Consider the following 17,051-nt stretch of genomic DNA (forward strand, 5'->3'; position numbering starts at 1 on the left):
CGTCCTACCTTAGACGTCGATCACCCTTCCCGGATTCTTTTACACCTTAGTAATGGCGGGCATTATGATGATACCAAAGTGATAGCGTCAACAATCCGTTAATAATTTAGATCAAATATTACGAAAAAACGGTAAGGCTTAATATTTAGCCATTTTATTGACGCCAAGTGGATCCAACTGGTTTATGCCATCTGGGGGGAATGTTCCAAGCCCTATAAAAGCGTTACCGGTAAAGCAGACGCTCCGCCAATTCGTCGGCCACCCGCGCCGGCGAACGCTTTTCCGCCTGGGCATGACCGAAGACCTCGGTCAGGCGGGCTCCGATACGGGACAAATGGGCGGTGATGGTCGGCAGTGACTCGCCCTGATGCTTGAGGGCGACATAGATCAACCCGCCAGAGCTGATCACGTAGTCGGGCGCATAAAGAATGCCGCGCTTTTCCAACTGGTCGGCGACGCTGATATGTGTCAGCTGGGTGCTGGCCGAACCGGCCACCGCGGCACAACGCAGCTGCGCCACGCTCTGGCTGGTGAGCACATTGCCCACGCTGCAAGGGGCGAGAATGTCACACGGGGTACTGAGCAGGGCTTCACAGGCGACCGGATGCGCGCCCAGTTGTTCCATGGCCAGTTGCACCTTGCCCGGGTCGGTATCGCTGACCAGCAACTCCGCCCCCGCCGCGTGCAACTGCTCGGCCAGGGCATAACCGACATTGCCCAGGCCCTGCACTGCCACCCGCAACCCCTCCAGGTTGTCGCTACCCAGGCGGGCCATGGCGGTGGTACGAATCCCGGCGAACACGCCCATGGCCGCGTGAGGCGACGGATCGCCGGCGCTCGTGGTACTGGTGACATGCTGGGTGTATTGGGCAATGCAGTCCATATCGGCGGTGGAGGTACCGCTGTCGATGGCCGTGATGTAGCGTCCATTGAGTTGCTCGATGCAACGGCCGAAGGCTTCGAACAAGGCGGCGCGGCTTTCCACATGGGGCGGACGAATGATCACCGCCTTGCCGCCGCCCACCGCCAACCCCGCGAGCGCGGCCTTGTAGCTCATGCCCTGGGCCAGGCGAATGGCATCGACCATGGCGCTCTCATCGTCGGGATAGGCCAGATAGCGACAGCCTCCCAGTGCCGGCCCGAGACGACGGTTATGAATGGCAATCACCGCCTTCAACCCGGAGACCGGATCGACGCTGAGGTGCAGCGACTCAAGACGAGTGCTTTGCATGAGAGCGAACATCGAAAGGCCCCCTGACTACTACCTGATAGCGATTATAGGCTTCGTGGGAAAGCTTGCAGAAGCAAGCAGGAATAAGCTCCTGGCGTTTGCAGGCTTTTTGATATAACCCTCGAGCGGTGCAAGAGACTGGACGAAAGCCCGTCGCGGGGCTAAAACAGAGACTCTGCCGGAGATTTTGATGAACCCCCGCCAAGCCTTTTTCGCCTGCCTGGAACGCACCCCGCCCGCAGTGTTCGAAGCGGCCTTGTGGATGGCGGCCGAACATGACCCGCAGGTTCGACCCGAGTCCGTGCTGCGTGATTTCCGCGACCTGCAACAACGGGTCAGCTCCGGCCTGCCTATGCTGCCGGTCAGCGAGTTGGCTCAGCCGCTGTTGCGGCGAATGAACGATCTGGGTTTCCAGCAGGACGAGTTCACCCCGTTGCGCCCTCACGCGGCACTGCTCGACAAAGTCTTGCAGCGCCGGCGCGGGCAGCCGCTGGTACTGGCGTTGATCGCCCTGGAACTGGCCAGGCAACTGGAGATTCCGCTGGTGGGGGTGAACTTTCCCGGGCATTTCCTGCTGCGGGTGCCGGGGGCCGATCATCTGCTCGACCCCTGCGGCGGCCGACGTCTTTATCCCAACGACTGCCGCGAGCTGCTGACCCGCCAGTACGGCCCGACGGCGCTGCTGAAAGCCGAGCACATGCACACCGCCACACCGGTGCAGATGCTCCAGCGCCTGTCGCGCAACCTGCGGCAATTGCACCAGACCAACGACGACTTCCTCGCTGCCCTGGTGGATGCCGAGCGGGTCCTGGAGCTGGGCCAGGCCAATGCCAGCGACTACCTGGCCCGCGCCAGTCTCTACCAGCAGCTCGATTGTCCGCGGGCCGAGCGCTATGACCTGGAACGGGCGCTACTGCTCTGCGATGACCCGATCCAGCGGCTGCGCCTGACCGAACGGCTGGGGCAATTGCCGCCGAATGCGGTGGTGCATTAGGCAGCATGGCCCCCTTGGATAAGCACACTCGTTCTCTTCAGGCCGGAGTATCCGGCTGATTGGCCGGATGCGCCTGGATAAACGCAGGGTGCTGTTCCGCCAGCGCCGCCACCCGGCGAATACGCGGGTAAGCCTCCAGCGACACCTTGAACCGCTGTGCCGCATACAGCTGCGGAATCAGGTACACATCCGCCAGCCCCGGCGCCTTGCCAAAGCAATAGCCGGTATCGCCAATCAACTGCTCCACCGCTGCCAGCCCCTGGCTGACCCAGTGGCCGATCCACTCCAGCACCTGGGCATCGTCATGCCCCCACTGGCGCAGCAGGTTGGTGGTGCCGGAGTTGTGCAACGGATGAATATCGCAACCGATCACCGCCGCCACCGCCCGCTCGCGGGCGCGGGTCAGCAGGTCCGAAGCCAGTAGCGGCACCTGTGGATAACGTTCCTCGAGAAACTCGATGATCGCCGGCGACTGCGTCAGCACATCTCCCGCGTCGGTGCGCAAGGCCGGCACCCGTCCTTGCGGGTTGACTGCCAGGTACGCCGGCTGCCGCTGCTCACCGCCGCCCGGGGCGATGAGGTTGATCGGCAGCGCGTGGTAATCCAGGCCCTTGAGGGCCAGGGCGATCCGCACGCGGTAGGACGAGGTCGAACGGTAATACGTGTAAAGCTCCATGACCCACTCCTCTCAACGTGCCGGAACAATCTTGCCCCGGCATTCGCCGAAGCCGATGGAAGCAAAGCCTTCACGGCGGCAACGCGCCCGCAGGATGATTTCGTCACCATCCTCGAGGAACTTACGCACCTCGCCGGAGGCCAGTTCCACCGGTTTCTTGCCGCCTTCGGTGATCTCCAGCAGGCTGCCGAACTGCCCCGCTTCGGGCCCGGACAAGGTGCCCGAACCGAACAGGTCGCCGGCCTGCAACTGGCAGCCGTTGACGCTGTGGTGTGCAACCAGTTGCGCCACGGTCCAGTACATGTGCCGGGTGTTGCTCAGGGTCAGGCGCTGGGCCGGCAGGTTCTGCTCGCGCATGGCCTCGGTCAGCAACAGCACTTCCAGTTCGATATCGAAGGCTCCGCCCTGCTGGTCGCGTGTGTCGAACAGGTACGGCAGCGGTTGCGGATCGCCTTCCGGACGCGCCGGTTGTGCCTGGCGGAACGGCTCCAGCGCTTCGGCCGTCACCACCCAGGGCGAGACGCTGGTAATGAAGCTCTTGGACAGGAACGGCCCCAGCGGCTGGTATTCCCAGGCCTGGATATCCCGCGCCGACCAGTCGTTGAGCAGGCAGAAACCGGCGATGTGCTCGGCGGCGTCACCGATGGCGATCGACTCGCCCATGGCATTGCCACGGCCGATCCAGATACCCAATTCCAGTTCGTAGTCCAGTCGCGCGCAGGGACCGAAGCTCGGCTCACTCTGCCCGGCAGGCAAGGTCTGGCCCTTGGGCCGACGCACTTCGCTGCCGGACGGGCGAACGGTCGAGGCCCGGCCGTGATAGCCGATGGGCACGTACTTGTAGTTGGGCAGCAGCGGATTGTCGGGGCGGAACAGCTTGCCGACGTTCTGCGCATGCTCGATGCCGACATAGAAATCCGTGTAGTCACCGATCCTGGCCGGCAGGTGCAATTGGCAATCGGCCGCCAGGGGCAGCAGCTTCGCGCCCTGGGCTTCGATCTTGCCGCGCAGGCTGCTGCCTTCGCCGAGCAGTTCCAGCAGGCGCGCGCGCAAGGCCACGCGGGCCGCGGAGCCGAGTTCGAAGAAGGCATTCAACTGACCGCCACGGGTCGCTTCGACAGCGACCTTGGCCTGGCCCTCGAACAACCCGAGTTCCAGGGCCGCTTCCAGGTCGAAGATCTGCTCGCCGATCGCCACGCCACTACGCGGCGCCGAACCTGGGTGGCTGAACACCCCCAGCGGCAGGTTCTGCAACGGGAAATCGGCATGGCCGTTGGCGGACGCAACCCAACTGCAAAGGGTGGCTGGCTGACTCATGGTTATCTCCGATTCGGGTTGAAGGTGACGGGCAAGGTGGCCCAGCAAGTATCGTAGTCGTTCTGCAACTGTGGGCAGTCGAGGGCGAAGAGGCTCGGGCGCAGCACCTGGCTGGTCTCGAACATGAAGGCCATGGTGTTGTCGATCTTGCTCGGTGCAAGTTCGGCGGCAATCGCCCGGGTGCAGGTTTCACCATCCGGGCCATGGGCGCTCATGCAGCTGTGCAGCGACGCGCCACCGGGCAGGAAACCTTCGGCCTTGGCGTCGTAGGCACCCTGGATCAGGCCCATGAACTCGTTCATCAGGTTGCGGTGGAACCACGGCGGGCGGAAGGTGTTCTCGGCCACCATCCAGCGCGGCGGGAAAATCACGAAGTCGAGGTTGGCCATGCCGGGCACGCTGGTGGGCGAGGTCAGCACGGTGAAGATCGACGGGTCCGGGTGATCGAAGCTGACCGTGCCGATCGTGTTGAAGCGACGCAGGTCGTATTTGTACGGCACATTGTTGCCGTGCCAGGCGACCACGTTGAGCGGCGAATGATCGAGCTCGCAACCCCAGAGTTCGCCGAGGAACTTCTGTACCAGGGTCGTCGGTTGCCGCAGGTCTTCGTAATGGGCGACCGGGGCCAGGAAATCCCGCGGATTGGCCAGGCCGTTGCTGCCGATGGGGCCCAGGTCCGGCAGGCGCAGCGGCGCACCATGGTTTTCGGCGAGGTAGCCACGGGCTTGCGGGTCGAGCAGTTCGACGCGGAATTTCAGGCCACGGGGCAAGACCGCGATTTCCAGCGGCTCGATCTCCAGCACGCCCAGCTCGGTAACCAGTCGCAGCCGCCCCTGTTCCGGGACCAGCAACCACTCGCCGTCGGCATTGAAGAACACCCGCTCCATGGAACGGTTGGCGCGGTAGCCGTAGATGCTGATGCCGGCCGGTTTCTCCGGCGCCGAGTTGGCCGCCATGCTCACCAGGCCGTCGATGAAGTCCGTCGGCTCGCTCGGAATCTCCAGCGGGTTCCAGCGCAGGCGGTTAGGTGTGATCGGACCAAGCGACCCACCGGCCAGTTGCCGCTCCAGTTTGGCGAAAGCCGGATGCCGGGCCGACGGCTGGATGCGGTACATCCAGGTGCGCCGTGCTTCGCTGCGGGTCATGGTGAAGGCCGTGCCGGAGAACAGTTCGGCATAGAGACCGTAGGGCGCTTTCTGCGGGGAGTTCTGGCCGACCGGCAGCGCGCCGGGCAAGGCCTCGCTGCTGAATTCGTTGCCGAAGCCGGACTGATAGGCCAGCACCGTGGAATCGGGATTCATGGAGCCTCCTGGAGGGAGTGGACCTGGGGCTGCCGGCCTGATTCGAGGGGGCGTGCAACACGGTCCGGTTTGTTTTTATTGGGACGTAATTATGCATAACGTAACTTGATTATGCAGAACGTAATTTGATTGACGATGCCCGTCAAGCTATAAAGACGCCCATTCGTCCCGGGATTACATTGCCTCCATGGAAAAGCCGCGTCCTACCAGCGACAGTAACGGTAAACAGAAAGTCCGCTCGGCGGAGGTGGGTACCGACATCCTCAAGGCGTTGGCCGAGCTGTCGCCCAGCACCTCGCTGTCGCGCCTGGCCGAGCATGTGCAGATGCCGGCGAGCAAGGTCCACCGTTATCTCCAGGCCTTGATCGCCAGTGGCTTTGCCGAGCAGAACGCGGCGACCAACCACTATGGCCTGGGGCGCGAAGCGCTACGGGTCGGTCTGGCGGCGCTGAACAGCATGGACGTGCTGCATGTGGCGGCGATGCCGTTGGCGGAGCTGCGCGACGACCTGAATGAAAGCTGTTTCCTCGCGGTGTGGGGCAACCACGGGGCGACCGTGGTGCATATCGAACCGGCCGTGCGCGCGGTGACGGTGGTGACGCAGTTGGGGTCGGTGCTGCCGTTGCTCAGTTCGTCCACGGGGCTGGTGTTCAATGCCTTCCTGCCGGATCGGGAAACGGTCGAGCTGCGTGAAGCGGAACTCAAGGCCGGCCACCCTCACCCGCTGGCCGATGCCGCGGCCTACACCGCGACCTGCGAACGGATCCGCCGACGCGGGCTGCATTTCGTCCATGGCTTGCTGATGCCCGGGGTCGATGCCTTGTCGGCGCCGGTGTTCAATGCCCTGGGACAGGTGGTGGCGGTGCTCACGGTGGTGGGACCGACGTCGCTGTTCCACGCCGATGAAGACGGCCCGGCGGCCAAGCGGTTGCTAGCGGCGAGCCAGGCGGTGAGCTGGCGGATGGGTTATCAGCCGCAGGGCTGAAAAAGCCGTCCTTGGCCAGAGGCACTACCCCATCAGCCCCAGCGCCTTGGCCTTGGCCACCGCCTGGGTCCGCCGCTCCACCCCCAGTTTGCTGTGGATCCGCCGCGCATGGGTTTTCACCGTGTGCAGCGAGATAAACAGCTGGTCGGCGATCTGCAGATTGGAACTGCCCAGGGCAATCAGCTTGAGCACTTCCAGTTCACGCTGGCTCAAGGGATTGTCTCCCGTGGCGATCAGCGCTTCTTCAAAGCCCAGGCTCGCCAGCATCTCCGGTTGGCGCAAACGCAACTCACGCAAGGCCTGTTGCAGGTTGCAGCGGCTGACCAGCGCCAGCCCCTCCTCCAGATGACTCTTGGCCAGCGCACTACGCCCCAGCAGGAAGGCCACTTCCGCCAGCGCCAGACGCAACTCCGTTTCCATCCCCTGCATGCCCCGACGCTGGGCCTGCTCGAGCAAGGGCGCCAGCGCTTCCAGCGGGGCCTGGGCCTTGTGCAGATAGACCTGCGCCAGCACCAACAGGTATTCAAGTCGCGGAATCAGCTCCAGCGTCGCCGGCGGCGCCTGTACCCCGTTCGCGCCACGGTAGTGACGCAGCACCCGGGTCAGCGCCTCCTCCGCCAGCTCCGGCCGCCCCTGTTGCAACCAGAAATGGCAGCTGACCATCAGCAGCACCGCGCGATACACCACATCCGGAATATGCCGTTGCTGCATCAACCGTTCGGCATCGCGCAAGCGGACAAACGCCTGGGCGTAGTCGCCGTGGTTGGCATCCAGCAGGGCCAGTCCGAGAAACCCGTACAAGGCCCGTTTGTCCTGGCTGCGCAGACACTCATCCAGGCCCGCCTGGAAATGTTCGGCGGCTTGTTGATCGCGGCCCTGACGCAGGGCGATCCGTCCCCGACGCAAGGCGATACGCCCCAGCAACGGTCCCGCCAGATAGCGCTTGGCGGATAACAAGGCATGCATGTTGTCCAGCAGGCTCTCGCTGCGGTGCAGGGCGCCCCGTTGCTCCAGCAACTGTGCATGGTCCAGCTCCAGCAGCGCCTCGAACAGCAGCGAACCTTGTGCCCGCGCCAGGCACAGCGCCTCGCGACTCCAGGCGTGGGCCTGCTCCAGCTCACCCTCGAGCAGCGCCTGCTGGGTCAGCCCGGACAGACAGAACAACCGCGCCGGCCAGGCGGCCGGCGGCAGATCCCGCAAGGCTTCGAGGAAATGCCCACGCGCAGGTTGCGCCTGCCCCTGCAAATGCAGCAACCAACCTTGCTGGGCCTGCCAGCGCGCCACCAGTTGCCGTTGTGCCGCCGCTGACGGCTGCGGGGTGAAACGGGCCATCTGCTCGATGCTGTGGGCCGCCTCGTCGAAGCGCCCGGCGAACAACAACGCGGTGGTGATCAGGCCCACCAGATGCGGCGTGCCGAACATCAATTCGTCCGGCTGCTGCTCGTGCAGGCGCAACAGCAGCGCCACGTTCTGATCCTGGAACAGATAATCGAAGGTGAAGTTGTGCAACAGGCTGGCCGCCACTTCGAACTCCTCGGCGGCCAGGGCCTGCTCCACCGCGGCCTGCCAGTCACCCCGGGCACTGAACCACTGGCAGGCCCGGCGATGCCAGGAGCGCCCGGCCGGCCAGGGCTCATCACGCAGCAACAGGGTCAGCGGCGCGAACACCCGCAGCCATTCCGAGGAGTCGTCCCAGGGCTCGATAAAGCATCCCAGTTCCTGCAGGGTTCGCATCCACTGGGCGCCCTCCCCCGCACCGAATAGATGCTCGCAGAGGTCGGCATTGAAGCGGGGCAGATGCACCAGTACGCGCCAGGCTTCGGCCAGCTCGGGCGCCAGGGCATCGAACAGTTCGTGTTGCAGGTAGTCGAGCAGGGTCGCCGAACGTCGCGCCCCGGCGTCGGGGGCGCTGGCGATCCAGGCCGGGGCCTCCAGCATGGCCACCCGTACACCGGCGCACCAGCCGGCGGTGTACTGGTTCATCCGGTCGATGCACTGCGGGGTAATCGACGGGTGATTCACCAACTGTTCGATTTCTCTGCGTTCGAACAACAGGCTCGGGCTGTCGACTTCGTAGAGTTCACCTTCGAGCAACAACCGTGGCCAGTTGCAGTGGGGCCGCCGTCGCACGCCCAGCCACCAGTTCAGGACCGGGCTGCTGGTCGCCAGCAGCCGATCGAGCAACTGATCCAGCGCCGGGTTGGGCAAACGGCAATAGTCGTCGAGGAAAACCCAGGTGGGTGTGGTCCAGCGCGCCAGCCGGGCCAACAGGCTCGACTCGTCGTGGGGCTCGTCCAGCCCCAGTGCCTGGGCCAGGGCGCTGCAGAAGGCGTCGGTCGTGAGGCTCGCCCCGGACAGCGGCAGCCAGCACACGCCACAGCTGGGCGGCGCTTGCAGCAGGCATTCGGCGAGCAAGGCGCTCTTGCCGCTGCCGGCGGGCGCGCAGAGCAGGCGGACCCGCGCCTGGGACTCGATCAAGGGGGTGCTGAGGCGCGGACGCGGCAAATGGCGGGAGGACAAACGAGGCAGGAACCCGGGACGGTCCAGACGCGGGGTCATGGCGGTCATTGCGGCGGCCTTTCTTGGTTTTATCCGGTCACCCTAATCCTGTTCAAGCCTGGGAATGAACGAATATTCAGGAAACTTATCGAGCGTCATAACAAAGAGGCCCCAAGGGGCAGGTTTTGGCCGAATACAGCGACGGTGTGTAGGAGCAGCCGGTCGACGCTCGATTGCTCGCGATGGTAGCCCAGACACCGCGGGGTATCAGACGCCCCGCGTTATCGTTGACGACCATCGCGAGCAAGCTCGCTCCTACATCCCTACATCCAACAGAGAGGGTTTAGCGCACCCCGCTCGCCCGCAGCGCCGCCGGCGTGTAATCCGCCGCCTTGCCGACGAAGCCGAACTGGAAGCTGTGCTTCTCTTCGTTCTTCATGCCCAGGGCGATGTAGCGCCCGGCAATCAGGTCGTACAGCGCTTCAACGGTATACGCCGGCACCTGGTGGTCGTAGTAGAACTGCGCATGACCTTCGGCAACCCGCCACAGTTGACCGCGACCGTCGTAGTGATCCACCAGCGCGACCTGCCAGCTGTCCTCGTCGATGTACATGTGGCGCTTGGCATAGATATGCCGCTCGCTCGGCTTGACCGTCCCCTCGATTTCCCAGACCCGGTGCAACTCGTAGCGGGTCAGGTCCTGGTTGAGATGGCCGGCCTTGATCACGTCGGTGTACTTGAGGGTCGGCGAGTCCAGCTTGTAGCTGTTGTAGGGGATGTACATCTCCTTCTTGCCGATCAGTTTCCAGTCGTAACGGTCCGGAGCACCGGAGAACATGTCGAAGTTGTCCGAAGTGCGCAGGCCATCGGCGGCGGTACCCGGACCGTCATAGGCGACTTGCGGAGCACGGCGCACACGGCGCTGGCCGGCGTTGTAGACCCAGGCCAGGCGCGGTTCCTTCACCTGGTCGAGGGTCTCGTGCACCAGCAGCACGTTGCCTGCCAGGCGCGCCGGCGCGGTGACTTCCTGCTTGAAGAAGGTCAGCACGTTGGCGCCCTTGTCCGGCGCCAGGTCGGGAATTTCCGACGGCACGGCGGCTTCTTCCTCGAAGGTGATCGGCGTGAAGGAACCGTCGGTCTGTGGCGTAGCCTGGGTAATGGTGCGGCGCAGGTTGCCACCATGGTAGCGGGTGATGTGGTTCCACAGCACTTCCACGCCGTTCTTCGGAATCGGGAAGGCGTAGTAGCGGGTGCCAGTGAAGTTCGCCAGGCCGTTGCCGTCGTTGATGGCCGTGACGTTGAGGGCGCTGCGCTTGGCCGACTCCAGGACCGCAGGCGGCAGGGCGACGCTGCGATGCGTCGGGTAGACCGGGATCTTGTAGGTCTGCGGGTAGCGCTTGAACATCGCCAGTTGGCCCTCGGAGAGCTTGGCCTTGTACTGGTCGGCATTGGCCGCGGTGATGATGAACAGCGGTTTTTCATTGGCGAACGGGTCAGCCAGGAAGCCCTTGCTGTCCACCGCGCCGGCGTTCTTCGGGATACCGCCGGTGTAGGCCGGGATCGAGCCGTCGGCATTGCCGGCCTTTTCCGCGCCGATGGCGGTCAGGGTGGTGCCGAGCTTGGCCGCTTCCTCCGCGGAAACCGCCGCCATTACGTTGGCTGCCAACAGGCTCAGGGCCAGGGCGCCGCATTGCAGAATCATCTTGCGCATAAAGTTGTCCTTCTCAAGCCTGGGTCAGAAGTTCGCGCCGACGCTGAGCGCCAGGAAGTCACGGTCAGTCAGTGTGTTGTAGTGGCCACCGAAAAAGTCGGTGTAGCTGAGGCTCGCGGTGTAGGTGTTGCGGTAGTCGGCATCCACACCGATGCTGATCGCCTTGGCGCCCTGGTTGAACAGGCCGTTGGGGCCATAGCCCTTGACGTCATGGGACCAGGACAGGTTGGGCTTGAGGTTGATCCCGGCGAACACGTTGCTGTAGTCGAGGATCGCCCGGGCACGGTAGCCCCAGGAAGTCGCGGTGACGAAACCGCCGGTATCGCCCTGGAAGCCGTAGGCGCCGTATACCGAGTCACGCCCGTAACGCAGCTTGTCCTTGGTCTCCAGGCCCCCGACGTAGGTCATCCCCGCCTCGCCCACCAGCGTCAGGCGCTCGGCCCCCAGAACCTGGTCGAAGAACTGCGTGAGGGTGCTTTGGATCTGGGTGATTTCCTTGCGGCGATAGCCGGTATTGTCGGAACCGAGGCTGGTCTGGATCGGTGAGGCCGCGCCGCCGGCAATCGGATTGACCAGCGCCAGGGTCAGGTCAGTGGTGTTGAGCTGCACCGGGGCGTTGGGACGATAGCTGATCTCGCCGCTCCAGGCGGTGCCGGTGGGCAGGGTGGTGGAGAAGCTGGCGCCGTAGAGACGGATGTCTTCCGGGTACTCGAGGTAGTACTGGCCGCGCCCCAGCATGACGCTTTGCGCCAGGCCACTGCGGAAAGCTGCCGGCGCCAACGGCAGGATACGGCCCAGCGCGGCGAGGGTGCTGGCATCGGCGGTCTTGGTACCGACTGTCGGGGTACGACTGTGGTAGTTGATGAAATACAGGCCGTACTCGGTCTCGCTGCCCAGCCAGCGCAAGGCCATGCCCCATTGGCCGCCGTCACGGGCGTCGCGGTCATCGCCGCGCTGCACCACGATACCTTCCGGAGTGATCTGGAAACCCTGGCCGAACGCCGCGGCCAGCGGTTGCAAGGGCGCAATCGCCGGGCTGCCCACGGTGTAGTTGTTGTTGCAACCATGGGCGACCACGTCGTTGCCGAAGAAGGTCCCGCAGTTGTCCACCACCGTGTTTTCCCAGTTCAACTGGTAGAAGCCTTCGACCGTCAGCTGGTCGGTCAGGCTCTGGGAGGCGAAGAACATGTTGACCGGAATCAGGCCTTCCTTGATCTCGGCACCGGGCCGGCGGAAGGCCGATACGTCGATGGGGTTGATGCTGTTGATCGAGTTGCCGATGAAGGTACTTTCCCCCCAACTGACCACCTGCTTGCCCAAGCGCACGGTGCCCGGCAGGTCGGCGATGGAGTAATGGTGGTAGATGAAGGCGTCGAGCAGTTCGGCGCCGGAAGAACGCGCCCCTTCATCACGATGGTGATCGCTGATGTCCTTGAAGTCCTGACCGCCGTCGGCCGTCGCAAAGTCGTACCAGTACTTGCCCCGGACGAAGACGCCGGTATCGCCGTACTTCAACTCCAGGTCGTGAATGCCCTTGAAGATCTTCGAGTAGGCATCGCCCTTCTTGAAGTTCAGGCGTCCGTCATCACCGGTGGAGGCCTGGCCGGTGCCGCCGTTGGTCACGCCCACCAGGCGCTTGTCGGCATCGCGCATGCCCCAGCTCGCGCCAAGGGACAGGGAGGAGTCGAACTTGCCTTCGATATCCCCGATGTTGAACGAAACCGCCTGCGCCTGCGCACTGGCGCCGATGGCAACCGCGATGGCCAGAGCCTGCGGTGTGAAGATGGCGCGCATTGTTGTTTTTGTCATGCGTCTTCCCCGGTGTGTGACAGAAGGCTTCACCCTACTCATCGCCAACGGGAGCGATAAGCGCACCAAGGAGGTATTCGTGCTGTACCTCGAAAGGATGAATGGGCGCCTCCGGCGCGGCTTGCAGCGGCCCATCGAACCCATGGATAGCGCGTCATAGCGCACGTGGATGGAGGGTGGTCGAGGCGATCCGAACATCGCGACCGGAAAAAACAACTGTTACCACGACGGTAACGGTGAATGTCGCAAACCGGGCTTTTTCGGCGGGTCCGAAGTACTTATGCTGATCATCATCTTCTGTTGACTGACGTTGATTTACTCCTTGATCGAACGTCTTCCCTTGGCCACTGCGTTTGCAGTGGCCTTTTTTATTCCCCCGAAGTTTAAAAACAAAACATCGAGACAACTCCTACAGGCACAGGAGACCCCACCACCTTTTCATCGATTGGCAGCACGATTCACCCTGTCTCACTCAACAACGTCGTGTCATAGGGAAAGGAATCGCTTATGAAAGCCATCAACTACAACGCCTACCGCAGCACGCGGAGTTTCAACGACAGGGTTCGGTTTCTGGTGATGCATTACACCGCCGCCGATTTCGCCAGTTCAATGGCGACCCTGAGCGGCCCCAACGTCAGCAGCCATTACCTGGTGCCCGATGTCACCGACCCGAGCTATGTCCAGGCCGGCTTCAACCAGCAGGAAATCTTCAATCTGGTGGACGAACAAAAACGCGCCTGGCACGCGGGCGCCAGTGCCTGGGGCGGCAGAACGCAGCTCAACGACACCTCGATCGGCATCGAGATCGTCAACCTGGCGTCCGAAAGCGCGGGACAGTTTCATTTTCCGCCTTATGAACCCCGGCAGATCGAAGTGCTCAAGCAGTTGGCGCTGAACATCCTTGCCCGCCATCCCGGTATCGACCCGACCCAGGTGGTCGGGCATTCGGATATCGCCTGGAACCGCAAGAGCGATCCAGGGGCGGCCTTTCCCTGGCACGATCTGTATCGGGCGGGCATCGGCGCCTGGTTCGACGAGGCGACCCGCGACCAGTACCGGCAGCAATACCTGCGCGAGGGTCTACCCCCTCAAGCAACGACATTGGCGCTTTTCAAGAAGTACGGTTACGAGGTGACGAGAGCTGACACGCCAGCGGGATTCAGGCAACTGGTCAGGGCGTTCCAGTTGCATTTCCGACCGGCGAATCATGATGGGGTACTCGATGCCGAGACGGCGGCCAATCTGGCAGCGCTGGTGGCAAAGTACTTCCCCTGACGGTGGGAACCGACGATGGCGATGAATCCCGCTGCGCCATCGCCGGCAAGCCGGCTCAAAGAGTCCCGATCCTGTATCAGGAGACGACTCAGGCCATATATTTCTGCAGATTCGCCATCATTTCCTTCAAGGATTCGGGCGTGTCCTTCGGGTGCACCGCGCCCTCGAAATTGCAGATCTGCTTCCAACTGGCCGCCACGTCCTCCACGGAAAAACCGTTGTGCGGATCGAACCCGGCGCCCAGGCTGCGCTCCCAGCGGGTCTTGCCGATCCAGCCGCCACCGACTTCGAACAGGCCGGCGGTTTCATCGCACTGCTCACTGCCGAGGAACACCACCAGAGGGCTGATCAGTTCCGGCTTGAGCAACTCGAACACCTGCGGCGGGATCAGGCCTTCGGTCATGCGCGTGCCGCCGGTCGGGGCGATGGCGTTGACCAGGATATTGTTCTTGCGGCCCTCGATGGCCAGGGTCCGGGTCAGGCCATACAAGCCGAGCTTGGCCATGCCGTAGTTGGACTGGCCGAAATTGCCGTAGATGCCGGACGTCGACGCGGTGAAGATGACCCGGCCGTAGTTCTGATCACGCAGGTGTGGCCAGGCCGCATGGGTGACTTTGTAGGCACCTTCGACATGCACCCGGTAAACCAGGTCCCAGTCGGCATCCTCCATCTTCAGGAAGGTCTTGTCCCGCAGGATGCCGGCGTTGTTCACCACCACATCGATACGACCGAAGGCATCCAGGGCGTTCTGCACGATCTTGTCGCCATCGGTGACCGAGTCATGGTTGGCCACGGCCGTGCCGCCGGCTTCGCGAATCTCCGCCACCACCTTGTCCGCCGCCGAGGCATTGGCGCCTTCACCGTGGGCCGAGCCGCCGAGGTCGTTGACCAGCACTTTCGCGCCATGGCGGGCGAACAGCAGTGCATGGGCACGCCCCAGGCCGCCGCCGGCTCCGGTGACGATCACCACTTTATCTTCGAAGCGCACAGACTCACTCATACAGGACTCCAGCCAGGACCGATGGAAATAGAAGCCGAGTGTCGGACACCCGGCCTTGGGTCACAATAAAGTCAGCCAGGGCTGAATGGTGCGCGATAAGGCAGCGGGATAGTCCGGCCCGGGTCGCGACGGCCCAGGTTGACACCAGCCCCCCAGGGCCATCCGGACACTGGCCTCAGAGCCGGAACCCGGCGTCTTGCTGGTCCAGCTTGCGCAACAGCGCCGGCCAGGCCAGCGCACCGCCCATGCCCTGGGCACTGCGGGTCACCCCGGCGATCATGGCCTTGGCCCCGGCAAGAATCTGCGGCTCGATGGTGATCAGTGACGCCGCGCCATTTTGTGCCAGCACCTGGATCTCGCAGGCGCGCTGGAAGGTGAACATCATCAGGAAGGTGTCGGCAATGCTCGAACCACAGGTGAGCAGACCGTGGTTATGCAGCATGAGAAAGTTGTTTTCGCCGAGGTCGGCCTGCAGCCGCGCTTTCTCCTCATGGTTGAGGGCCACCCCTTCGTAGGCGTGATAAGCCAGGCTCGACAGTACGAACAGCGACTGCTGGCTGATGGGCAGCACCCCCTGCTGCTGCGCCGAGACCGCAACACCCGCGGCGGTGTGGGTGTGCAGCACGCAGGTCACGTCGTGACGCACCTCATGAATGGCGCTGTGGATGGTGTAGCCGGCCGGGTTGATCTCGTAGGGGCTGTCCATCAACTTGTTGCCGGCCTGGTCGACCTTGACCAGGCTCGACGCGGTGATCTCGTGGAACATCAGCCCGTAGGGGTTGATCAGGAAGTCCTCGGTGCCTGGCACCTTGGCCGAGATGTGGGTGAAGATCAGGTCGTCCCAGCCATGCATCGCCACCAGGCGATAACAGGCCGCCAGGTCGACGCGGGTCTGCCATTCGGCGGCGCTGACTTGGTTCTTCACATCGGGTGCGACGGTAACAGGGGCTGCGTTCACGGCACTGACCTCGGCGATTTCCGGTTTTTATTCGAGTGCCGACCAGTCTAGATCAGCCCATCGCTGCAACGGAGTCGCCTTGCCAGCCAGCTTGATGACCCAGCGGGTCAGCGCGCTGCCGAGGATGAAAACCTGCCGGCGCGGATCAGATCAGCGACGCCAGCAAAGGTGCGGCAAACAGGTTCAGCAGGCCGGTCAGCACCATCACCAGGCCCGCCACCGAGCCCTCCTCGCCGCCCACTTCACGGGCGCGGCTGACACCGGCACCATGGGCCCCCACGCCGAACAGGGCACCGCGCGCCAGGCTGCTGCGCAGCGGCAACCACTTGAGCAGCAGCCCGCCGAGCAAGGCGCCGAAAACGCCGGTGACCATCACGAACACCGCGGTCAGCTCGGGCACGCCCCCCAGGTCCTGGGCCAGAGGCATGGCAAAGGGCGTGGTGATCGAGCGCGGCACCAGCGACAGGGTCAGGCTGGTGTCCAGCGACAGCGCCCTGGCCAACCCGTAGGAACTGCCGATGGACGCCGCGCTGCCCGCGACCATCCCCAGCAGCAAGGCCGGGCCATGGCGCATCAGCATCCGTCGCTGCTGCCAGATCGGCACCGCGAAGGCCACGGTGACCGGCCCCAGGATCAGCATCAGCCAGTGGGTATCGCGCGAGTATTCGGCGTACGCCGTGTGCAAGGGGATCGCCACCGCCAGCAACACGAACGGCACCAGGATCAGCGGTGACAGCAGGTAGCGACCCGTGCGGCCATACACCCAACGGCTGAACACATAGGCTGCCAGGGTCAGCCCCAGCCAGAACAGGGACATCCACTCAAGCTTCACGGCGAGCACTCCAGCGACAGACGAACTCGACGGTAAAGGCGGTCGCCAGCATCACCGCCAGGGTACTGACCCCGATCACCAGCAGGATCCGCCAGCCGTCCTGGCGCACCATGGCGCCGTAGTCCAGCAGGCTCATCAACGCCGGGATGAAGAACAGCAACATTTCGGCCATCAGCAGCCCGGCTCCCAGTTGCAGGGTGGCGGGCTTGATCCAGCCGGTGGCGAAGGCCAGTAGCAGCAACGCCAGGCCGATCACACCGCCGGGAATCGGCCAGTGGCTCCAGGTGGCGAACAGCGCGCCCACTTGATAGAGCCCCAGCAATACCGCCAGTTCGGCCAGCAAGCGGCAGGATTTTTTCAGCAACAGACGGTTCATCGGGTTCAGTCCTCTCTGGGACCCGATTTTAAAGTGACCCCTACCATCCCAAAAGCGAATTGTTAGACTGGCAGCCATTCCGTTTTG

At 63.6% G+C, this 17,051-nt stretch carries 14 protein-coding genes; 3 read left to right on the forward strand and 11 right to left on the reverse strand.

Going from position 1 to position 17,051, the window contains the following annotated elements; genetic code table 11:
* Nucleotides 1–223 precede the first annotated feature (223 nt).
* On the reverse strand, nt 224–1,243 hold the full coding sequence (locus NUH87_RS12480; protein ID WP_338526181.1) for a Leu/Phe/Val dehydrogenase: 1,020 nt from the start codon (nt 1,241–1,243) through the stop codon (nt 224–226).
* A 178-nt stretch (nt 1,244–1,421) separates the two neighbouring features.
* Between NUH87_RS12480 and NUH87_RS12485 the strand changes: the two genes are divergently transcribed.
* On the forward strand, nt 1,422–2,225 hold the full coding sequence (locus NUH87_RS12485; RefSeq protein ID WP_338526182.1) for a SirB1 family protein: 804 nt from the start codon (nt 1,422–1,424) through the stop codon (nt 2,223–2,225).
* A 37-nt stretch (nt 2,226–2,262) separates the two neighbouring features.
* On the opposite strand, the gene maiA is transcribed toward NUH87_RS12485, so the two are convergent.
* From maiA to hmgA, 3 genes are read right to left on the reverse strand one after another with little or no spacing between them, the layout of a single operon-like run.
* Nucleotides 2,263–2,901, reverse strand: coding sequence for a maleylacetoacetate isomerase (maiA, locus tag NUH87_RS12490; protein ID WP_338526183.1), 639 nt, complete (start codon nt 2,899–2,901; stop codon nt 2,263–2,265).
* Nucleotides 2,902–2,913: 12 nt separating this feature from the next.
* Nucleotides 2,914–4,218, reverse strand: a complete 1,305-nt coding sequence (gene fahA / locus NUH87_RS12495) for a fumarylacetoacetase (RefSeq protein WP_338526184.1) — start codon at nt 4,216–4,218, stop codon at nt 2,914–2,916.
* Between the two features lie 2 nt (nt 4,219–4,220).
* Nucleotides 4,221–5,519, reverse strand: coding sequence for a homogentisate 1,2-dioxygenase (gene hmgA / locus NUH87_RS12500; RefSeq protein ID WP_338526185.1), 1,299 nt, complete (start codon nt 5,517–5,519; stop codon nt 4,221–4,223).
* Nucleotides 5,520–5,706: 187 nt separating this feature from the next.
* On the opposite strand from hmgA, the gene NUH87_RS12505 reads away from it, so the two are divergent.
* Nucleotides 5,707–6,504: an IclR family transcriptional regulator gene (locus NUH87_RS12505; RefSeq protein WP_338526186.1), complete on the forward strand. Its 798-nt coding sequence runs from the start codon at nt 5,707–5,709 to the stop codon at nt 6,502–6,504.
* Nucleotides 6,505–6,528: 24 nt separating this feature from the next.
* On the opposite strand, the gene NUH87_RS12510 is transcribed toward NUH87_RS12505, so the two are convergent.
* From NUH87_RS12510 to NUH87_RS12520, 3 genes are all read right to left on the reverse strand, one after another.
* Nucleotides 6,529–9,072, reverse strand: a complete 2,544-nt coding sequence (locus NUH87_RS12510) for a LuxR C-terminal-related transcriptional regulator (protein ID WP_338526187.1) — start codon at nt 9,070–9,072, stop codon at nt 6,529–6,531.
* A gap of 274 nt (nt 9,073–9,346) precedes the next feature.
* Complete coding sequence (locus NUH87_RS12515) at nt 9,347–10,714, reverse strand: DUF1329 domain-containing protein (protein WP_338526188.1); 1,368 nt, start codon at nt 10,712–10,714, stop codon at nt 9,347–9,349.
* A 24-nt stretch (nt 10,715–10,738) separates the two neighbouring features.
* Nucleotides 10,739–12,508, reverse strand: a complete 1,770-nt coding sequence (locus NUH87_RS12520; protein WP_040064341.1) for a DUF1302 domain-containing protein — start codon at nt 12,506–12,508, stop codon at nt 10,739–10,741.
* 522 nt (nt 12,509–13,030) lie between these two features.
* Here NUH87_RS12520 and NUH87_RS12525 point away from each other — a divergent pair.
* Nucleotides 13,031–13,798, forward strand: a complete 768-nt coding sequence (locus NUH87_RS12525; RefSeq protein ID WP_338526189.1) for an N-acetylmuramoyl-L-alanine amidase — start codon at nt 13,031–13,033, stop codon at nt 13,796–13,798.
* 88 nt (nt 13,799–13,886) lie between these two features.
* On the opposite strand, the gene NUH87_RS12530 is transcribed toward NUH87_RS12525, so the two are convergent.
* The 4 genes from NUH87_RS12530 to NUH87_RS12545 form a co-directional block, all read right to left on the reverse strand.
* Nucleotides 13,887–14,798, reverse strand: coding sequence for an SDR family oxidoreductase (locus NUH87_RS12530; protein ID WP_338526190.1), 912 nt, complete (start codon nt 14,796–14,798; stop codon nt 13,887–13,889).
* Nucleotides 14,799–14,973: 175 nt separating this feature from the next.
* Nucleotides 14,974–15,756, reverse strand: coding sequence for a class II aldolase/adducin family protein (locus NUH87_RS12535; protein WP_338526191.1), 783 nt, complete (start codon nt 15,754–15,756; stop codon nt 14,974–14,976).
* A gap of 145 nt (nt 15,757–15,901) precedes the next feature.
* Nucleotides 15,902–16,588 (reverse strand): LrgB family protein, encoded by a 687-nt coding sequence (locus tag NUH87_RS12540; protein ID WP_338526192.1) that lies wholly within the window; start codon nt 16,586–16,588, stop codon nt 15,902–15,904.
* Nucleotides 16,578–16,964 (reverse strand): CidA/LrgA family protein, encoded by a 387-nt coding sequence (locus NUH87_RS12545; RefSeq protein ID WP_338526193.1) that lies wholly within the window; start codon nt 16,962–16,964, stop codon nt 16,578–16,580. The genes NUH87_RS12540 and NUH87_RS12545 overlap by 11 nt, the downstream gene beginning before the upstream one ends.
* Between the last annotated feature and the right edge of the window lie 87 nt (nt 16,965–17,051).

The organism is Pseudomonas batumici (assembly GCF_036585405.1).
Taxonomy (GTDB): domain Bacteria; phylum Pseudomonadota; class Gammaproteobacteria; order Pseudomonadales; family Pseudomonadaceae; genus Aquipseudomonas; species Aquipseudomonas batumici.

What these genes read in the sequence shown, in the direction of transcription:
- NUH87_RS12525 (WP_338526189.1), top strand. Translation starts at nt 13,031, where the DNA reads ATGAAAGCCATCAACTACAACGCCTACCGCAGCACGCGGAGTTTCAAC.
- NUH87_RS12510 (WP_338526187.1), bottom strand. Translation starts at nt 9,072, where the DNA reads ATGACCGCCATGACCCCGCGTCTGGACCGTCCCGGGTTCCTGCCTCGT.
- NUH87_RS12545 (WP_338526193.1), bottom strand. Translation starts at nt 16,964, where the DNA reads ATGAACCGTCTGTTGCTGAAAAAATCCTGCCGCTTGCTGGCCGAACTG.
- fahA (WP_338526184.1), bottom strand. Translation starts at nt 4,218, where the DNA reads ATGAGTCAGCCAGCCACCCTTTGCAGTTGGGTTGCGTCCGCCAACGGC.
- maiA (WP_338526183.1), bottom strand. Translation starts at nt 2,901, where the DNA reads ATGGAGCTTTACACGTATTACCGTTCGACCTCGTCCTACCGCGTGCGG.
- NUH87_RS12530 (WP_338526190.1), bottom strand. Translation starts at nt 14,798, where the DNA reads ATGAGTGAGTCTGTGCGCTTCGAAGATAAAGTGGTGATCGTCACCGGA.
- NUH87_RS12520 (WP_040064341.1), bottom strand. Translation starts at nt 12,508, where the DNA reads ATGCGCGCCATCTTCACACCGCAGGCTCTGGCCATCGCGGTTGCCATC.
- NUH87_RS12480 (WP_338526181.1), bottom strand. Translation starts at nt 1,243, where the DNA reads ATGTTCGCTCTCATGCAAAGCACTCGTCTTGAGTCGCTGCACCTCAGC.
- NUH87_RS12505 (WP_338526186.1), top strand. Translation starts at nt 5,707, where the DNA reads ATGGAAAAGCCGCGTCCTACCAGCGACAGTAACGGTAAACAGAAAGTC.
- hmgA (WP_338526185.1), bottom strand. Translation starts at nt 5,519, where the DNA reads ATGAATCCCGATTCCACGGTGCTGGCCTATCAGTCCGGCTTCGGCAAC.
- NUH87_RS12515 (WP_338526188.1), bottom strand. Translation starts at nt 10,714, where the DNA reads ATGCGCAAGATGATTCTGCAATGCGGCGCCCTGGCCCTGAGCCTGTTG.
- NUH87_RS12485 (WP_338526182.1), top strand. Translation starts at nt 1,422, where the DNA reads ATGAACCCCCGCCAAGCCTTTTTCGCCTGCCTGGAACGCACCCCGCCC.